A 16,381-nucleotide genomic window follows, 5' to 3' on the forward strand; every position below is an offset into this window, starting at 1 on the left:
CTTACTCCGCAGCTTGCTTGATACCGAGCTCTTTGCTCATGTCCGCCAACAGCTTGTTGACCTCAGGCACCGCTGCCTCCAGCTTGCCCTGAGTGATCTGCGCGGACTGCGCCGTAAGCGTCGGCATCTTCTGCAGCACTTTCTGGCCCAGCGGCGATTGATAGAAGGCGATCAGATCCTTGAGCTCCTGCTCGCTGAAATTGCTGGTGTACAGCTTGACCATGTCCGGTTTCAGCTTGTCCCAACCGACGGCTTTGTCCAGCGCGGCGTTGGCCTTGGCCTGATAGCTCTCCAGCACCGCCTGCTTGCCATTAGGCGCCTGAGCAAAACGCTGAGCGAACATCTGTTGCACCTGGCCGTAAACCGGCACGGTCAGCTTGTCGGCATGCGCCAGCTTGAGAAAGCGCTCGGCATCCGCGGCATGGCTGGCGGCATCGGCCATGGCGAAAGAAGCAGACGTACCGAGCAGGATCGCAGCGCAAAACTGGTGAAAACGGGGCATTGGGGATTCCGACTGTGATGAGTGAGTCTGGGTAGACTGCGGTGGCCGCATTTTGTGCCCAACTCGGTTTTCCCTCAAGCCGTACGCGTTGTGCATCAGCGCACAAGGCCTTTGCGCACGGGCGCACGCCATTGATCAGTTGCCAAACTGCCAGCACTTGCTCATGCTCAGTCACTCTCGGCATGCTGTGTGACATTGCAGTCACAGCAGCCTCCCGACACCGGCGCAACCTGCAGACCGGTACACACATGGACGTGTTAGATGAACAGTTTTACCTCCCCCCTGGCCTTAACACCGCAACCGCTGTGCGACAACAAAGGCCGCCTACAGCACGCTGCCATCGGCCTTTCACCCCGCCCGCAGGTGGATTGCGCCCTGCACGGCCATGCCGGACGGCGCAAACGCTGGAACCACTGGTGCATCACCAGCCCGCAATGGACGCTGTCGCTGACCCTCGCCGACCTTGACTACGCCAGCTACGGCGCCGCCTACTTTCTCGACATGGAAAGCGGCGAGGCCGCGGCCCATACATTGGTGCGCCCGCTGGGCATGAGCTGCCACTTGCCCGACAGCCCGCTGCATAGCCACGCCTTCCTTCATCCGCGCCTGCAGTTACGCGTCGATGAGCACCCTGGCCGCCTACGCCTGACCGCTGCAGTACCGGATATCGGCGGCCAGCCCTTGCAAGTCGCACTGGATATACAGCGCCCCGCGCACCTGGAGTCCCTCAATATCGTGGCGCCGCTTACCCATAAAGGGTTCCACGCCTGCAGCCGCCAGATCGGAATGCCTGCCGCTGGCAGCCTGCAACTGGGACGGCATCATTATGACTGCACCCTAGGGCAAAGCTTCGCGGCGCTCGACTTCGGCCGTGGCGTCTGGCCCTTTCACAGCTACTGGCAGCGCGCCGCGTTCGCTGCTCCCGGCGGCATCGCCGGCAACTTCGGTTCTGGCTGGCTGGAGCACAGCGGCCTGTCAGAGAACACCCTATGGTTTGGTGGCGCCCTGTCACCGCTCAATAGCCCCCTGCATATCGAGCCTGCGCCCCTCACGATGCTCGCCCCACGACGCCTGCGCAGCAACGACGAGCGTGTGGCGCTCACCTTCACCCCGCGCCAGTTACATCGCGCGCGCCCCAAGTTCGGCCCCTTCTATGCCGACACGCGGCAGTGGTTCGGGCGCTACGACGGCGTGCTGAGAGGCCCCAAGGGTGAACGGGTACCGGTCGATGGCGCTCTGGGCTGGTTGGGTGAAACGCATACGCGCTGGTAATCAGCATGGTTGCGGAACCTGTCCAGCCCGGCGTGACCTAAACAGCCATCCAGCTATTGCCCGGAGAACGCCATGAGCCGCACCGAAACTGACAGCATCGGCCCTATCGAAGTCCCCAACGATGCCTACTGGGGCGCACAGACCCAGCGCTCGCTGATCAACTTCGCCATTGGCGCCGAGCGCATGCCGCTAGCGGTGCTGCATGCCCTGGCACTGATCAAGAAAGCCGCCGCCAGGGTCAACAGTCGCAACGGCGAGTTACCAGCGGATATCGCCCGCTTGATCGAACAGGCTGCTGACGAAGTCATCAACGGCGAGCACGACTCGCAATTTCCCCTGGTGGTCTGGCAGACCGGTAGCGGCACGCAAAGCAACATGAACGTCAATGAGGTGATCGCCGGTCGCGCCAACGAACTGGCTGGAGGCCAACGCGGCGGTAAAAGCCCGGTACACCCCAACGACCACGTCAACCGCGCGCAAAGCTCCAACGATTGCTTCCCCACCGCCATGCACATCGCTGCCGTACAGGGCGTACGCCACTGCCTGCTGCCAACACTGGCAGAACTGCGCGACGGTTTGCGGGAACAGGCGCAGCGCCACAGCAAGCTCGTCAAGACCGGGCGCACGCACCTGATGGACGCCACGCCTATCACCTTCGGCCAAGAGTTATCGGCCTTCGTCGCCCAGCTCGGTCATGCCGAAGCGGCCATTCGCGCCGCCCTGCCAGCAGTTTGCGAGTTGGCTCAAGGTGGCACCGCCGTGGGTACAGGCCTCAATGCTCCCGCTGGTTTCGCCGAAGCCATTGCCGCCGAGCTGGCCGCCCTCACCGGCTTGCCGCTGACCAGCGCACCGAACAAGTTCGCCGCGCTGTCCGGTCATGAGCCGCTGGTGCAGCTTTCCGGCGCGCTGAAGACCCTGGCCGTGGCGCTGATGAAGCTGGCCAACGACCTGCGCCTGCTCGGTTCCGGCCCACGCGCCGGCTTCGCCGAAGTGCGCCTGCCGGCCAACGAGCCGGGCAGCTCAATCATGCCCGGCAAGGTCAACCCGACCCAGTGCGAAGCGTTGTCGATGCTCGCCTGCCAGGTGCTCGGCAACGACGCCACCATCAGCCTGGCCGCCAGCCAGGGACAATTGCAGCTCAACGTGTTCAAGCCGGTGATCATCCACAACCTGCTGCAATCGATCCGCCTGCTCGCCGATGGCTGCCGCAACTTCCAGCAGCATTGCATCGCCGATCTACAACCTGATGCGGCGCAAATGGCCGCACACCTGGAGAACGGTCTGATGCTGGTTACTGCGCTTAACCCACACATCGGCTATGACAAAGCAGCCGAAATCGCCAAGAAAGCCTACGCAGAAGGCAGCACACTGCGCCAGGCAGCCCTGCAACTCGGCTACCTGACCGACGAGCAGTTCGACCAGTGGGTGCGCCCGCAAGACATGCTCGGAGCCGGGCGTAATGAGTGAGGGCAAGAGCGGCGCCACGCCGCTGGAGGGTGACGGCAAGCGAATCCTGCTGATCTTAGGCACGCCGAAGAAAGACAGTCTGTGCCACGCCCTGGCCGACGCATACAGCCATGGAGCCCGCGACAAGGGCCATATCGTACGCCTGCTCAAGCTGGGTGAACTGCAGTTCGACCCTGTGCTGCGTGACGGCTACGACCAAAGCCAGCCTCTGGAGGCCGATCTGCTTGAGGCGCAGCGCCTGATCCACTGGGCCGAACATCTGGTATTCGTCTACCCAGTGTGGTGGGGCGGCGTACCGGCATTGCTCAAGGGATTCTTCGACCGCGTCTTTCTGCCCGGTTTCGCCTTCAAGTACCAAGGCCGCGCACACCGCTGGGACAAACTGCTCAGTGGTCGCAGCGCAGATTTGCTGGTAACCCTGGATACCCCGTCCTGGTACTTTCGCTGGATCTATGGCGCGCCAGCTCATAGGCAGATGATACGCACCCTGCTTGGTTTCTGCGGCATACGAACCCGCCGCTTGAGTGAGTTCTCGCCTGTACGCACATCCAGCGAAGAACAGCGCCAGAGCTGGCTGCGCAAGGCGCAAAGCCTGGGCAGTCGAGCCTAGCAAAGCCCTGAAAAGCACCTGGCTTTTCAACCCTCGGTTAGACGCGCCAACTTACTGCACTGACGACTCGCAAAGCACTTGGCGTCGGCGTAAACGGCGAGCCTTCAGGCTCGCCAGCAGCGAGGGGCCCAACGCTGTCAGTGCCGACCCCAGCGCCACCAACAGTGCACCACCGTAGGCGATCCAATTGACCTGCTCGGACTGCACATGCTCCGGCCACCAACTTGCAGCCAAGGCCACTGACCCGAAGGTCACCAGCGGCGTCAACGCCAGGGTGGCACTGACCCGCGACGCCTCCCAGTGCGCCAGCGCCTCGGCAAAGGCGCCATAGGCCACCAGGGTATTGAGACAGCAGGCCAGCAGTAGCCAGCCTTGTACCGGATTGAGTTGCAACACCTGCAACGGCTGCGCCCAGGGCGTCAGCAGCAACGCACAAGCGAGGTAAATCACCATCATCACCTGGACCGAACTCCAAACAGTTAGCAATTGCTTCTGTGCCAAGCCGTAAAACGTCCAGACGAAGGCCGCCGCCAATACGGTCAGCACTCCCGCCGTGTATACACTCAGGGAGGTAAGCAGTTCGCCCAGGCGCTGATTGAAGAACAGCCCAAACCCCAGCAGCATCACCGTCAGACCAAGGCCCTGGCCCAAAGTGAAACGCTCACGGAACACCCACACACTGCTGATCAACAGCAGAATGGGGGCGACCTGAATGACCAATTGCGTAGTGCCGGGACTAAGCAGATTGAGCCCCACCAGGTAAAGCACGTAATTAGCAGTCAGCCCGCCGATGGCCAGTGCCAGCAACCAGCACCCCCTACCACCAAGCACGCTAAAACGCGGCAGGCGGCGCGATGCGGCGAGATAGGCCAGCAACAACGAGCCAGCAACGGCCAGGCGATACCACGTGACGGTGATCGGATCCATCACCTGTAGAACTTCTTTGAGTTTGATCGGCAGAATGCCCCACAGCAGCGACGTCGTGAGGGCGAGCACCAGGCCGTACGTCCAACGGCCAGAGGAGATATGCATGGAAACCTCAAACGGGCGGTCGACCTGATGCCATGACCGCGAGGCACCATTCTAGGGCACCTCTAAAGGACACCCTAGGCACAGTTTGCCCTGGCACATGCGTCAAACTGTACTGCCAGCTAAATGGTAGCCAGTCTGCTGCAACTGTCAGCGCCTGCCGCCACCATGTTCTCTTGACCGTGCAGCAGCTTGTCCACCTGGGTGACATCCGCAACATTGGCCGCCGTGACATGGACGTGGTGCACCAAGCCCGACTCCACATCGACCCGATATGCGCCTTGGCACCGAAGTAATACTGGTTGCCTTTCTTGGTCTGGTGCATCTGCGGGTCACGTTCACGCTTCTTGTTCTTGGTTGATGTCGGCGCATGAATCAAGGTGGCATCGACGATAGTGCCCTGGCGCAGCGATAGGCCGCGACTCCCCAAATAGCCGTTGATGACACCGAGAATGCCGACAGCCAGGTCGTGCCTTTCCAGCAAGTGTCGGAAATTGAGGATGGTCGTTTCATCAGGGATGCGATCCAGGCTCAAACCTGCGAACTGGCGCAAGATCATTGTTTCGTACAGCGCTTCTTCCATCGCCGGATCGCTGTAACCAAACCAGTATTGCAGCAAATGCACGCGCAGTATGACCATCAACGGGTAGACCGGACGACCGCCTTCTTTCACCAGAATGGGGAAGTTAAATTCAGAGTTTCCCTTGGCAAGCTCGTTCACGACCACATCCGTAGCATATTGAATCGAGCGTTAAATCAGCCTCTCCGAGATAACCGAAAGTTATCGCTCAATCAGAAGCTCTCATTAGGCAGCACCGCCGTTTTTTTCTACTGTAGCCGTCATCAATTCCCCTCCACGCGCGATCACTGACACAACATGGAGCCCCCTAGTCATGCGATTGATTCAATTCGAGAACGAACAAGGCCTGCACCAAGTCGACGTGGTCATCGGTGAGCGCATCAAGATGGTTCGCGATGCGCGTCGCGAGCTGGCTTGATCTGCTAACGACGAGGCGTAAGCCGTAGTTCAGGGTTACCGGTGGTGTCTGGCTCAAGGCCGAGCTTCGCGTCTTGACAATCGATAGTGCGCACGGTGGGCACATAGGGGCTCAACCGCATTTTGCCTCGCCGATAGGCTGGGTAAAAAGCCGCCTTGCTCAGCGGCACCTCACGCCGCAGTGTGGTCGGGCATTCCTATATAGGGGTGAAACTCCCGGTGACTGTGGTCATCAACAATAATTAGAGAACAAAAATCGATGATTACTCATAGTTGCAGAAAAACCTGGTTGTTAAGCTGTGTCGCTTCCACACTGGCCGGAATGTCGCCCGTACTGGCCACTGCTGGTGACTTTGTCGATGGCGCCAAGGTCACCCTCGGCATGCGCAACTTCTACATCAACCGCAACTTCGTCGACCCGGCCTTTGGCCAGGGTAAGGCTGAGGAGTGGACCCAGAGCTTCATCCTCGACGCCCGCTCTGGCTTCAGCGAAGGCCCGGTCGGGTTCGGCATCGACGTACTGGGCATGAGCGCCTTCAAACTCAATGGCGGCCGGGGCACGCGTAACACCGGCCTGCTGCCGGTGCACGACGACGGTAGGACGGCCGACGACTTCGGTCGCCTAGCCGTGGCCGCCAAGGCCAAACTGTCTAACACCGAGCTCAAGATCGGCGAGTGGATGCCGGTGCTGCCGATCCTCCGCGCCGACGATGGTCGCTCGCTGCCGCAGACTTTCGAGGGCGCCCAGCTCACCTCCAGCGAAATCACCGGCCTGACCCTGTACGGCGGCCAGTTCCGTCAGAATAGCCCGCGCAACGATGCGAGCATGGAAGACATGAGCTCCACCGGCGCCACCACGGATCGCTTCAACTTTGTCGGTGGCGAATACAAGTTTAACCAGGATCGCACCCTGATCGGCCTGTGGAATGCCGAGCTGCAAGACGTCTACAGCCAGCAGTACCTGCAACTGCTGCACAACCAGCCGCTCGGCAACTGGATACTGGGCGCCAACCTCGGATACTTCGTCGGCAGCGAAGACGGCAGCGAACTCGCCGGCGAACTGGACAACAAGACCTACTCCGGCCTGTTTTCGCTCAAGACCGGCCACCATACCTTCTACGTCGGCTTACAGAAGGTCAGCGGCGACGCCTGGATGCGGGTCAACGGCACCAGCGGCGGCACCCTGGCCAACGACAGCTATAACGCCAGCTATGACAATGCCGGAGAACGCTCCTGGCAACTGCGCTATGACTATAACTTCGCCGGCCTGGGCATCCCCGGCCTGACCTTGATGAACCGCTACATCAGCGGCGACAACGTACACACCAGCAGCACCAACGACGGCAAGGAGTGGGGGCGCGAAACCGAGCTGGCCTACGTGGTGCAGAGCGGACCGCTGAAGAGCCTGTCGATGAAATGGCGCAACAACACCATACGTCGTGACTTCAGCAGCAACGAGTTCGACGAGAATCGCCTGATCTTCAATTACCCGTTGTCGATTCTCTGATCCCGAGCATCACCCGGGTCCGTTTGCTCCTGGTTTTACAGCACTTTCCGCCCGTCCTTGTGACGGGCTTTTTCGTTCCGATTTTCGGGGGTATCGCAGATCATCGGGGCCGCGCCGGGTGAACCACCTCGAGAATCCCGGAGCTCTTTGGTGTGAGTTATGTCACCCAGGCTGACTCGACATTAGAACGGACACTTTCAATCAAGCTCGCATCGAGCCAAAGGAGTGTTCATTGAACGCAAGGACTGCAGCCCCGAGTGCAAACGGCAAACCGTCGAGCTGATCCACCGCTCAGAAACCAACTGCCTGGCAGGATCACGATCCAAACCCGCTCGCTCAAAAGCATGCGCGCCTGGTGAGGCGCATCCGGAGACTCAGAAAGAAAGCCGTGGTGCGATTGGAGCGCCACGAAAGCACGAGGTTCTTGCTCAAGTAGGATGAAGCTGTCAGCGAGGCCGACACACTTCACTTGGTCGATGTACTGGATCGAGGGAACAGCAGCCGTGACTTCTGGGCTGATCGTGGCTATCACGACAAGCCACGCGAGCACTGGCTCAAGCTCAATGGATGGCGCCCGTATATGCAGCGCAAAGGACAAGCCGGCAAGCCCATCGGCGAGCGGGACAAGGCTCGCAACAAGCGTATCGCCAGCCCACGGGCTCGGGTTGAACACATATTTGTCAGTCTGGCGCAGATGGGCGGCAAGACGATCCGCAGCATCGGCTTGGCCCGCACGCAGTTTGGTCTGACGATCAAATCAGCGGTGTACAACCTGAAAAGGATGTCGAGCCTGCTGGAGATGGAGTGAGGATGACAGCAGGCCGGTTGCTCCGGCCTGCATTACCCCCATTGCGAGAGGTACTGACCGCATATTCTCTGTGCTGGTCGCCTCTTCACGTCTCGTGCTCAGGTCGGAGTCGAGTTTTTAGAGGCGCCCTTAAATCGCTCATGGAAATGGGGTAGACCCCAACTGCGCGGAGCAGTCACGCAGTGAGTCAGGGCATAGCACGTAAGTGCGTACCATGCCTGGATCAAGGATCCCTGTTTTTGCCTTCTACTCCGTCATGAGCTGAGCTTAAAACCCAAACCACCGGGGAAGCGCCAGGCTTAACCACGGCACGTAAGTGACCAACATCAGCACGCAGATCTCTACGCCAATGAAAGGCATGATGGCACGTGCACCGCGCTCGACCGGCAGCTTCGCGATATTGCAGGCGATAAACAGGCACAGACCAAGTGGAGGTGTTCCGCAACCAATGATCAGGTTGAGCACCATGATTGCGCCGAAATGGACCGGATCTATACCGTAGGAAATCGCAATCGGCGTCAGGATTGGGGCCATTACGATCACGCTTGCACCGCCATCCATGAAAGTGCCCAGAATCAATAGGAAAATGTTGACGAACAGCAGGAACATCAACGGCGATTGCGAAATCGACTGAAGCACCTCGCCTACAACCACTGGCAACTGATACACGGTCAACACATAGCTGAGGATCTTGGCACAGGCGATGATCAGCATGACTGCCGCGGTCTGGATCGCGGTTCGCTGCAGCATCTGGAACAGATCCCCGGCGGTCATGCTGCGCTTGACTATATATCCATAGATCAAGGCGTAAAGAACGGCCAATGCACCTGCTTCAGTGGGCGTGACCGCTCCGCCGAGGATGCCGCCAACAATGATGACCGGCACACCCAAGGGCCACAACGCTTCGCGCGTAATGGTCAGTTTTTCACGGTAGCTGAGCGCGCTGGTGCGGCGAGGGAACTTGTGCTTGCGATCCATGAACAGGATCAGCGCAATGAGCGAAAAACCGATCATCAGACCTGGCAACAGACCGGCCAGAAACAGTGCGCCCACGGAGGTGCCGACCGTTACGCCATAGATCACCATCATGATGCTCGGCGGAATGATTGGCCCAACGGTCGAGCTAGCGGCTGTCACAGCAACGGAGAACTCCTTGCTATAACCTTCTTTCTCCATGGCGGGGATCATGACGCCGCCGATGGCCGAAGTATCCGCCTGCGCAGAGCCGGTGATGCCGCCAAAGAACATGCTCGACACGACATTCGCATTGGCAAGACTGGCGGGCATGCGACCGATCAGCATGACGGAAAACCGCACCAGTTTTTCGGTGATGCCCGCCCGGTTCATGATTTCACCACCAAGGATGAACAGCGGAATTGCCAACAGCGGAAAGAATGCAATGCCTGAATACAATGATTGCGGAATGGCAATGAAAGGACTGCCGAAATGCGGCTCCAGGCTAATCAATAGCAGCCCGAACGCCGCCGAAGCCCCAAGCGCCACAAAAACTGGCGCGCCCAAAAAGATGATAAAAAACAGCAGGACAATAAGAAGCAGACCGGTGATCATGCGCGCGCCCTCCGCCCTTGGCTGAACAGGATGACGGGCACTTTTACGAATTCATAAAACATCAGCGCCCCACCCAGTGGCAAAATGCCGTACAGCAGCAGCATCGGAATCTCGAGCATGGTCGAGTGCAGCGTACGCGCCTGCAACGCATAAATAGCCGAGGTCACAATCAGCGTGGCCAGAAATACAAGCGTCACCAGCAGGGCAACTGCGCGAACAAGACGCGCCACACCCTTGGGTAGGCTGTCTGTCAACATTGTCATGTTGGTATGCTCGCTATGGCGTGCCGCCAGCGCCGAGCCAGCCATGACCATCAGAAGCATCAGGCTGGTAATCAACTCATTGATCCAGAGGATGCCACTTGACAGAACATATCTGTAAAAGACCTGAACAAGGACCAGAATGACAATAACCAGCAGAGAAGTAACACTGAGGGAGGTTTCGACCCACCCGATTGACCGGTCTAACGCAGTCATAGGTAAACAGCCTTTTGCATGAGTCATGATGAGGGCCCGATATTTCTGCCGGGCCATGAAGTTCATGTTGGTTTATTTCGCGACAAGCTCTTCACGAACTTTGACGATCACATCGTACAGGTCGCGCACCTCACTACCGGACTCGTCAAGGAAGCTCTTGACTAGTGGTGCAACAGCCTTTCGGAAGGCGTCCTTATCAACCTCATTAACATTAACGCCTTCAGTTTTCAGGGCCGCGATGCTTTGGTCAGACGATACCTGCCAACTTTCGTTGAACGCGGCTTGTGATTCGGCACCGGCCTCGGTGATGGCGGTCTGCAACTCCGGTGGCAGGGCGTTGTAGACCCGCAAGCTGATCAACTGAGGATCAGGAATGACGAACTGTTGCGTCAGCGAGTAATACTTCGCCACCTCATACAACTTGTTGGCCGCGACTACGGGCGCAGAGTTCTCCAGCCCATTAATGGTGCCTTGCTGAACGCCAGTGTAGACATCGCTCCATGGCATTGGCGTCCCAATAGCTCCCATCGCACTGATGGACTTTGCCAACAGCGGGCTGTCCATTACGCGAATCTTGATGCCCGACAAATCTTCGGGCGTTGAAATGGGACGCTTATTGTTCAGGATGTTACGCTCACCCATATTCCAATATCCGATGATCTTGAAGCCGTTCTTTTCAGCATCTGCGGACAGGATATCGGCAACGCGCGGATCGCTAAGAACCTGGATAGCTTGCGCGCCATTGTCGAACAGGTAGGGAATGGAAAAAACTGACCAGCGCTTGGAAAAGGTGCTGAGATCGGTAGCTGCGCCTTCGGCCATCTCGATCGAGCCTGTTCTAAGGCCTTCGAAAGCCTGCATTTTGTCGCCAAGCTGAGACCCGGGGTAGAACTGGAAGCCAATCGCGCCGTTTGATTTTTCTTCAATCAGCTTGCCGAGGTTTTTTGCCCCCTCAGCTTGCGTGCCAACTGCCGGGAAAACCGCAGCATATTTTAGGACATAATTTGCCGCTGTAGCATTCGAGACAGACAGGGTGCCCGTAAGTAACAGAGTGGCAAGCAGAGAAACCTTACGGCATAGTTGATTTTTCATTTTTCAGTACCTGCTTTTATGGATTTTATTCTTGTGATTGAAAATGGAATGCCATTCCATTCAAAAACAGCTATTGGTATTGCCTGACACTTGCGTGTCGAACGTCGTGGATCGCGACCCGCTTTCACTAACTGATGCACTCAAGAGTCGCAGCGTTGGCATAACGCGCTCTATTCGCCATCCGCATCTGGAAGTACTAAAACTGTTGAAGTGTTGTTAGCGGCACACTCGGTGCACATGCTGTAAATGAGTATTTTTTAGCTTGTAACAAAACAGCGGCACCACAGTTATTTTTTAACTGCCTGCTGGAACGTACGGGTCAGCCAGCACTTCCCTCCGTTTGGCAGCGCGTATACTCCAAATGGTAAAGCGTGGCTTCCGAAACCGCTGACTTACCACCCAAAAGCTGCTGCAGCTCGGCAGCAAATAATTCGCCCGCCGCACTGACATAGTCCGACGCACAGCCTTCGATCATGACAATCCAGGCCGGTATTTGTGTGCCTTCGGCGCGAGCCTTTTTCTCAGCGGTTTCAACCTTGCTGATAGCCTCATCGGCCACACACAGGTGCACGCCTGTAATACCCTGCTGATTAGCCATGGGCGCAAGTACGCGTTGACACAAAGCATCAGCCACAGATTGATGCTGCTCTTCGGCAACATCAAACCGAGCCGTCAAGAGATACGCTCCTTGCCCTACTCCGCTGCTGAACGCTACTTGGCAGATCGACCGTGCCACGTTGCGATAAGACTTGACCGACTGCTGAGTCCATGGGGTTGGGGCGTTGAGCCGAGCCAGATAATCCGGCCCGCCCAACACTTGCACGGTTTCTGCCTCATAGAGGTTGAAATAGGTCGGCCCTGCATTTAGAGCGATATATCGGCGTCCGCGCAGAAAACCCGGAATGGCGGCCCGCTCAGGCATGTGCTCACGGTTATGCCACTCATAGAACTCGTCCCGCGCCTCGGGCAAAAGGTCATGCCAGATCGCAACGACACCTGTTCCTGCAAAACTCATAAAGTTCTCCTTTAGCCAGAGTTAGTTCACGCCGGGATGACGACCGCCAACCCAGGCTGCACCCATTTCTGCAACGTAAGGCACCACGGTCTGTAGCTGTTCACCCAAGCCTTGGCCGCCTACGCGCATGATGTCGCCTGCCTTGAGAAATACCGGTGGTTTCTGCCCAAGACCCACGCCGGGCGGCGTACCAGTGATGACGACATCACCTGCCATTAGCGGCATGAAACGGCTGAGATACGCGACGATATGTGCAACGCTGAAAATCATCGTGCGGGTATTGCCGGTCTGAAGGCGCTTGCCATTCACGTCGAGCCAGAGATCAAGCGCCTGCGGATCAGCAATCTCGTCACGAGTGACCAGCCAAGGCCCCAGTGGCGCGAAAGAAAAACCGCTTTTCCCTTTTGTCCACTGACCTTCGTATTCAAGCTGATAAGCCCGTTCGGAAACGTCATTGGCGAGGCAATAACCGGCAATGTGATTCAGTGCCTGTGACTCTTCAATCTGCCAAGCAGGCGTGCCGATGACGATGGCCAGCTCTACTTCCCAGTCAAGTTTGTAAGCATCCGTTGGAAGAATGACCGGATCGTTGGGGCCGCTTATGGAAGCGGTGTGCTTGTTGAAGACCACCGGCTGGCTGGGGATTGGTGTATCCGTTTCCGCTGCGTGGTCAGAGTAGTTCAGGCCAATGCAGATCAGATTCGGCACATTCCCCACACAAGGTCCGAGGCGAGTGCCAGGTGCAACCATCGGGAGTGTTTCAACGTCAACCGCACGCAGTCTTTCCAGTACTGCAGGGGCCAGAGCCGACGCGTCGATGTCATCGACAATGCCGGAAAGATCCCGCACGGATCCTTTTGAATCCAAAATGCCTGGCTGTTCCTGCCCTGGCAAACCAAAACGTACTAAGCGCATGTATTACTCCTCCTGCGTTGAAAAATGGACAGCCAATGAGCCTATGTCACCAAATTGCACATGCAGTGGCTGGTTGACAGGCACATCGAGAACGCCTGCATAGGATCCGGTGATAACCACTTGTCCGGCCTGCAGCCCTATCCCGTTTGTCGATAAGAAATTGGCCAGCCATACAATCGGAGGTAATGGCCCTCCATCCGGATGATGGCCCTGGATGTTGAATAGCTCGGCTTTTACATCGCTCAGCCTGATGTGCAGCTGAGAGGGCATGCCTGCGTCACGCGGCAGATTGATGCGAGGCCCTAGAACAAGGCCATGATTGAACAGACCGTCTGCAAGCAATTGCTCGAAAGGCAGCGCCTTGGGATCGCCATAGCGGCAATCAATGACCTCCAAGGCAATATGTACGTGGCCGATCGCAGCAATGATTTGCTCAGCCGTATAAGCCTCGGCACGAGCGGGCAAGTCATGGGACAACACACATGCAAGCTCAGGCTCGATGCGAGCGTGCTCAGTGCCAGCAGGTAACTGGTAGCGTTCGCCCTGCACAATGCTGCGGCTATAGATTGGGGCAACGATCCACTTATCAGCCGGAGGGAGCGCGCACTTCCAGCCACCCACGGTTTCCCCGGCCAATGACCCTACTCGCTGTTGTACTGCAAAGCCTTGCGCAAGACTGGTGGGCATACTCGAAGCGGGCAGGGATGCCAGCCGAATACCCTCCTGGCGCGCTCGAACCAATGCCGCAGCAGCGTCCTCCAGTTCTGGCGTGATCTCGGCTCGAGGCGCGTATCGAGTCATACGCCCTCCGGATGCATGTTGTGCTGACGCGGCCAAACCGTACCCAGCTTGTCGGCCGCATCCGTCAACAGGGCGTAAAACTCGTCATAACGCTCGGGCTGCATCCGCAAGACCGGGCCAGCAATACTCATCGTACCGACCACAGTGCCGGACGGAATCATCCTGACCGGTACGGCGATGGCCCACACGCCAGCCTCAGCCTCTTCAACAACAAGGCCGTAACCGCGAGTTCTGGTCAGCGCAAGATCGGCCACCAGGCGCTCTATGCTGCTGATCGCTTTCGGCCCCTGCTCTACGCCGGAATTAGCCTTGCCGAGACCGCTACACAACGCGTACTCAACGGCCAACTCATCAGACATTGTCGCCAACCAGGCTTTGCCATTGGCGGTGGCGTAGAGATTGATGGGTTGATCCATGGCCGGCGAATACATGAGCCCCGGCGCAGCGCCTTGGGCCGAAGACAACCAGGACAAACCATCCCCATTGACCACCGTAAGCCGTACCAACTCCTGGCTCAGTGCAGCCACCTGTTCAATGATTGGCTGTACCAATTCAGGCAGACCGATGCCGTGCAAGTAGCTCTGCCCCAGCAGCGATAACTTCAGCGTCAGACGGTACTGCGAAGTCGCTTCATCCTGCTCGGCCCAACCCTGCTCGACCAATTGAGCCAGCACTCGGTGAGCAGGTCCCTTCTCCAACCCCAGTTCGGCAGCGATATCAGACATGCGCATCCAGCGTGCCTCGCGAGCGAGGAGCTCGATGGCCTCCAGACAGCGATCCACAGCGCCTTTGACGACTCTCATTTTTCTCAACTGACCTTTGACAATGATAAGAATTTGAGCAAAGTTCTTATTGGAACAGCGTTCCAATACTATGTGGCTGGCGACAAATTAGTCAAACCCGCTGATTTCCCTACGGCCATCACAGCAATCTGAGCTCACTTTCGATATGCCTGGCGAACCAGAGAAGCAGCCACAACCGGCCACATACCCGGCATCACCGCCAGGCGTGCACATTGTGGATATAGAAACCAAATCGGTCCTGGCTGGGCTGCGTCATCAAGGCTCGCCGGAAGGTGCTCAGTCGTTACGGGAGTGCCAGGCTGCAATCACCCAACTGCATCTACAGAAGTCCGCGAGCGGCAAGATTGCGCATCATGGCCCGGAGACCGAAGGTCCAGGGAGCCGCCTCATGACTGTAAGTAACCGTATTGTGCAGCGTGCCCAGCAACGAGCTGCCTATGCTCACTCTGTCACCTTGCTTATGGGTAAACCCGCTACCTGGTTCTCCACGATCCTGAGTGGGCGCAAACAAAGTTCCAAGAAAAAGCATGAAACCGTCGGGGTACTGATGATCCCCACCGACCGTCTGAGCAACCAGATCCAGCGGATCGCGACTGATCAGCGCCATCGAACTACTTCCCTGGAGTGTAAAGTCGTCATCACCCTGAACGTGCAGATCGACCACGCAGTTGCGCACGTCATCAATCGTGAAGGTCTCATCGAAAAGACGAATAAACGGGCCAATAGCGCAGGAAGCGTTGTTGTCCTTAGCCTTGCTCAGCAGCAGTGCGCTACGGCCTTCGAAATCTCGCAAATTGACGTCGTTACCCAGCGTCACTCCGTGCACATGACCACGGCTATTCACGGCAAGCACGACCTCTGGCTCAGGATTATTCCATTCGGACTTGCCGTGGATTCCTACTTGGCTACCACTACCGACAGCAGACAGCACCGGCGCCTTGGTGAAAATCTCTGCATCCGGACCGATCCCCACCTCCAGGTATTGCGACCACATCCCCTGCTTGATCAACACACCTTTGAGGCGCACCGACTCTGGCGAACCTGGCTTGATTGCGCGCAAGTTATCGCCGATTGCCTCATGCACCAACCGACGAACACTTTCGGCTTTGGCGGCATCCCCCTTGGCCTGCTCTTCAATTACCCGCTCGATCATGCTCGAAGCGAACGTCACCCCAGCGGCCTTGATCACCTGCAAGTCTACAGGCGGCAGCAGAACCGCCTTACCGGGATCGGCATGACTCCCCGTATTACCAAGCAGTTCTTCGACAGACCCGATGTACCTACCCTGAGCCTGACGCACTGCGAACAAAGGCGAATCCCGCTCAAGCAACTCGCTGAGGGTTGCAAAGTCATCGGAAAGGTCGAACACCCCATTCTCACGCAGCACCACCGGAGAAGGCCCGGAAAACTCCCCCGGAACCCAAGCTCGGCCAATGAGCGTACCTGCCAAACCATCCTCAGGCAGAGTGTTCTCGCACGTCAATCTCACAGGGGTCATAGGTATTCACATCCGCCAAG

At 57.8% G+C, this 16,381-nt stretch carries 14 protein-coding genes and 2 pseudogenes; 5 read left to right on the forward strand and 11 right to left on the reverse strand.

The genetic code is table 11. The features are described from left to right. Nucleotide 1: 1 nt before the first annotated feature. The gene (locus AERO9A_RS12440) at nt 2-442 is read right to left on the reverse strand and encodes a DUF2059 domain-containing protein (RefSeq protein ID WP_372239677.1); all 441 of its coding nucleotides are present in this window, start codon (nt 440-442) and stop codon (nt 2-4) included. A gap of 321 nt (nt 443-763) precedes the next feature. On the opposite strand from AERO9A_RS12440, the gene AERO9A_RS12445 reads away from it, so the two are divergent. From AERO9A_RS12445 to AERO9A_RS12455, 3 genes are all read left to right on the forward strand, one after another. After that, a complete protein-coding gene (locus AERO9A_RS12445) occupies nt 764-1,774 on the forward strand; it encodes a DUF2804 domain-containing protein (protein ID WP_159972253.1) in 1,011 nt (336 codons plus the stop codon). Nucleotides 1,775-1,846: 72 nt separating this feature from the next. Further along, on the forward strand, nt 1,847-3,241 hold the full coding sequence (locus AERO9A_RS12450) for a class II fumarate hydratase (RefSeq protein WP_159972254.1): 1,395 nt from the start codon (nt 1,847-1,849) through the stop codon (nt 3,239-3,241). Then, nucleotides 3,234-3,851 carry an NAD(P)H-dependent oxidoreductase gene (locus AERO9A_RS12455; protein WP_159972255.1) on the forward strand — a complete coding sequence of 206 codons (618 nt, stop codon included), beginning with the start codon at nt 3,234-3,236 and terminating at the stop codon, nt 3,849-3,851. The genes AERO9A_RS12450 and AERO9A_RS12455 overlap by 8 nt, the downstream gene beginning before the upstream one ends. Before the next feature lie 51 nt (nt 3,852-3,902). Here the strand turns inward: AERO9A_RS12455 and AERO9A_RS12460 are convergent, their stop codons facing one another. Both AERO9A_RS12460 and AERO9A_RS12465 read right to left on the reverse strand, forming a co-directional pair. After that, entirely contained in the window at nt 3,903-4,883 is a 981-nt protein-coding gene (locus AERO9A_RS12460) for a DMT family transporter (RefSeq protein WP_159972256.1), read from the reverse strand. A 149-nt stretch (nt 4,884-5,032) separates the two neighbouring features. Then, nucleotides 5,033-5,547: pseudogene (locus AERO9A_RS12465) on the reverse strand (IS5 family transposase); the annotation flags it as partial. 652 nt (nt 5,548-6,199) lie between these two features. On the opposite strand from AERO9A_RS12465, the gene AERO9A_RS12470 reads away from it, so the two are divergent. Then, nucleotides 6,200-7,384, forward strand: coding sequence for an OprD family porin (locus AERO9A_RS12470; RefSeq protein ID WP_256665952.1), 1,185 nt, complete (start codon nt 6,200-6,202; stop codon nt 7,382-7,384). 466 nt (nt 7,385-7,850) lie between these two features. Beyond that, nucleotides 7,851-8,192: pseudogene (locus tag AERO9A_RS12475) on the forward strand (transposase); the annotation flags it as partial. A 267-nt stretch (nt 8,193-8,459) separates the two neighbouring features. Here AERO9A_RS12475 and AERO9A_RS12480 read toward each other — a convergent pair. From AERO9A_RS12480 to AERO9A_RS12515, 8 genes are all read right to left on the reverse strand, one after another. Further along, nucleotides 8,460-9,761 carry a TRAP transporter large permease gene (locus AERO9A_RS12480; RefSeq protein ID WP_159972258.1) on the reverse strand — a complete coding sequence of 434 codons (1,302 nt, stop codon included), beginning with the start codon at nt 9,759-9,761 and terminating at the stop codon, nt 8,460-8,462. Continuing rightward, the gene (locus AERO9A_RS12485) at nt 9,758-10,303 is read right to left on the reverse strand and encodes a TRAP transporter small permease (protein ID WP_159972259.1); all 546 of its coding nucleotides are present in this window, start codon (nt 10,301-10,303) and stop codon (nt 9,758-9,760) included. The genes AERO9A_RS12480 and AERO9A_RS12485 overlap by 4 nt, the downstream gene beginning before the upstream one ends. A 6-nt stretch (nt 10,304-10,309) precedes the next feature. After that, nucleotides 10,310-11,329 (reverse strand): TRAP transporter substrate-binding protein, encoded by a 1,020-nt coding sequence (locus AERO9A_RS12490; protein WP_159972260.1) that lies wholly within the window; start codon nt 11,327-11,329, stop codon nt 10,310-10,312. A 319-nt stretch (nt 11,330-11,648) separates the two neighbouring features. Next, nucleotides 11,649-12,344 carry a DUF4286 family protein gene (locus tag AERO9A_RS12495; RefSeq protein WP_159972261.1) on the reverse strand — a complete coding sequence of 232 codons (696 nt, stop codon included), beginning with the start codon at nt 12,342-12,344 and terminating at the stop codon, nt 11,649-11,651. A 21-nt stretch (nt 12,345-12,365) separates the two neighbouring features. Beyond that, a complete protein-coding gene (locus tag AERO9A_RS12500; protein WP_159972262.1) occupies nt 12,366-13,259 on the reverse strand; it encodes a fumarylacetoacetate hydrolase family protein in 894 nt (297 codons plus the stop codon). Between the two features lie 3 nt (nt 13,260-13,262). Next, nucleotides 13,263-14,060 carry a 2-keto-4-pentenoate hydratase gene (locus AERO9A_RS12505; RefSeq protein ID WP_159972263.1) on the reverse strand — a complete coding sequence of 266 codons (798 nt, stop codon included), beginning with the start codon at nt 14,058-14,060 and terminating at the stop codon, nt 13,263-13,265. Continuing rightward, the gene (locus tag AERO9A_RS12510) at nt 14,057-14,863 is read right to left on the reverse strand and encodes an IclR family transcriptional regulator (RefSeq protein ID WP_159972264.1); all 807 of its coding nucleotides are present in this window, start codon (nt 14,861-14,863) and stop codon (nt 14,057-14,059) included. Before AERO9A_RS12510 ends, AERO9A_RS12505 begins: the two co-directional genes overlap by 4 nt. 319 nt (nt 14,864-15,182) lie before the next feature. Next, the gene (locus AERO9A_RS12515; RefSeq protein ID WP_159972265.1) at nt 15,183-16,361 is read right to left on the reverse strand and encodes a fumarylacetoacetate hydrolase family protein; all 1,179 of its coding nucleotides are present in this window, start codon (nt 16,359-16,361) and stop codon (nt 15,183-15,185) included. Nucleotides 16,362-16,381 lie beyond the last annotated feature (20 nt).

The organism is Pseudomonas sp. 8Z, from assembly GCF_902506535.1.
In the GTDB taxonomy this organism is placed as follows: domain Bacteria; phylum Pseudomonadota; class Gammaproteobacteria; order Pseudomonadales; family Pseudomonadaceae; genus Aquipseudomonas.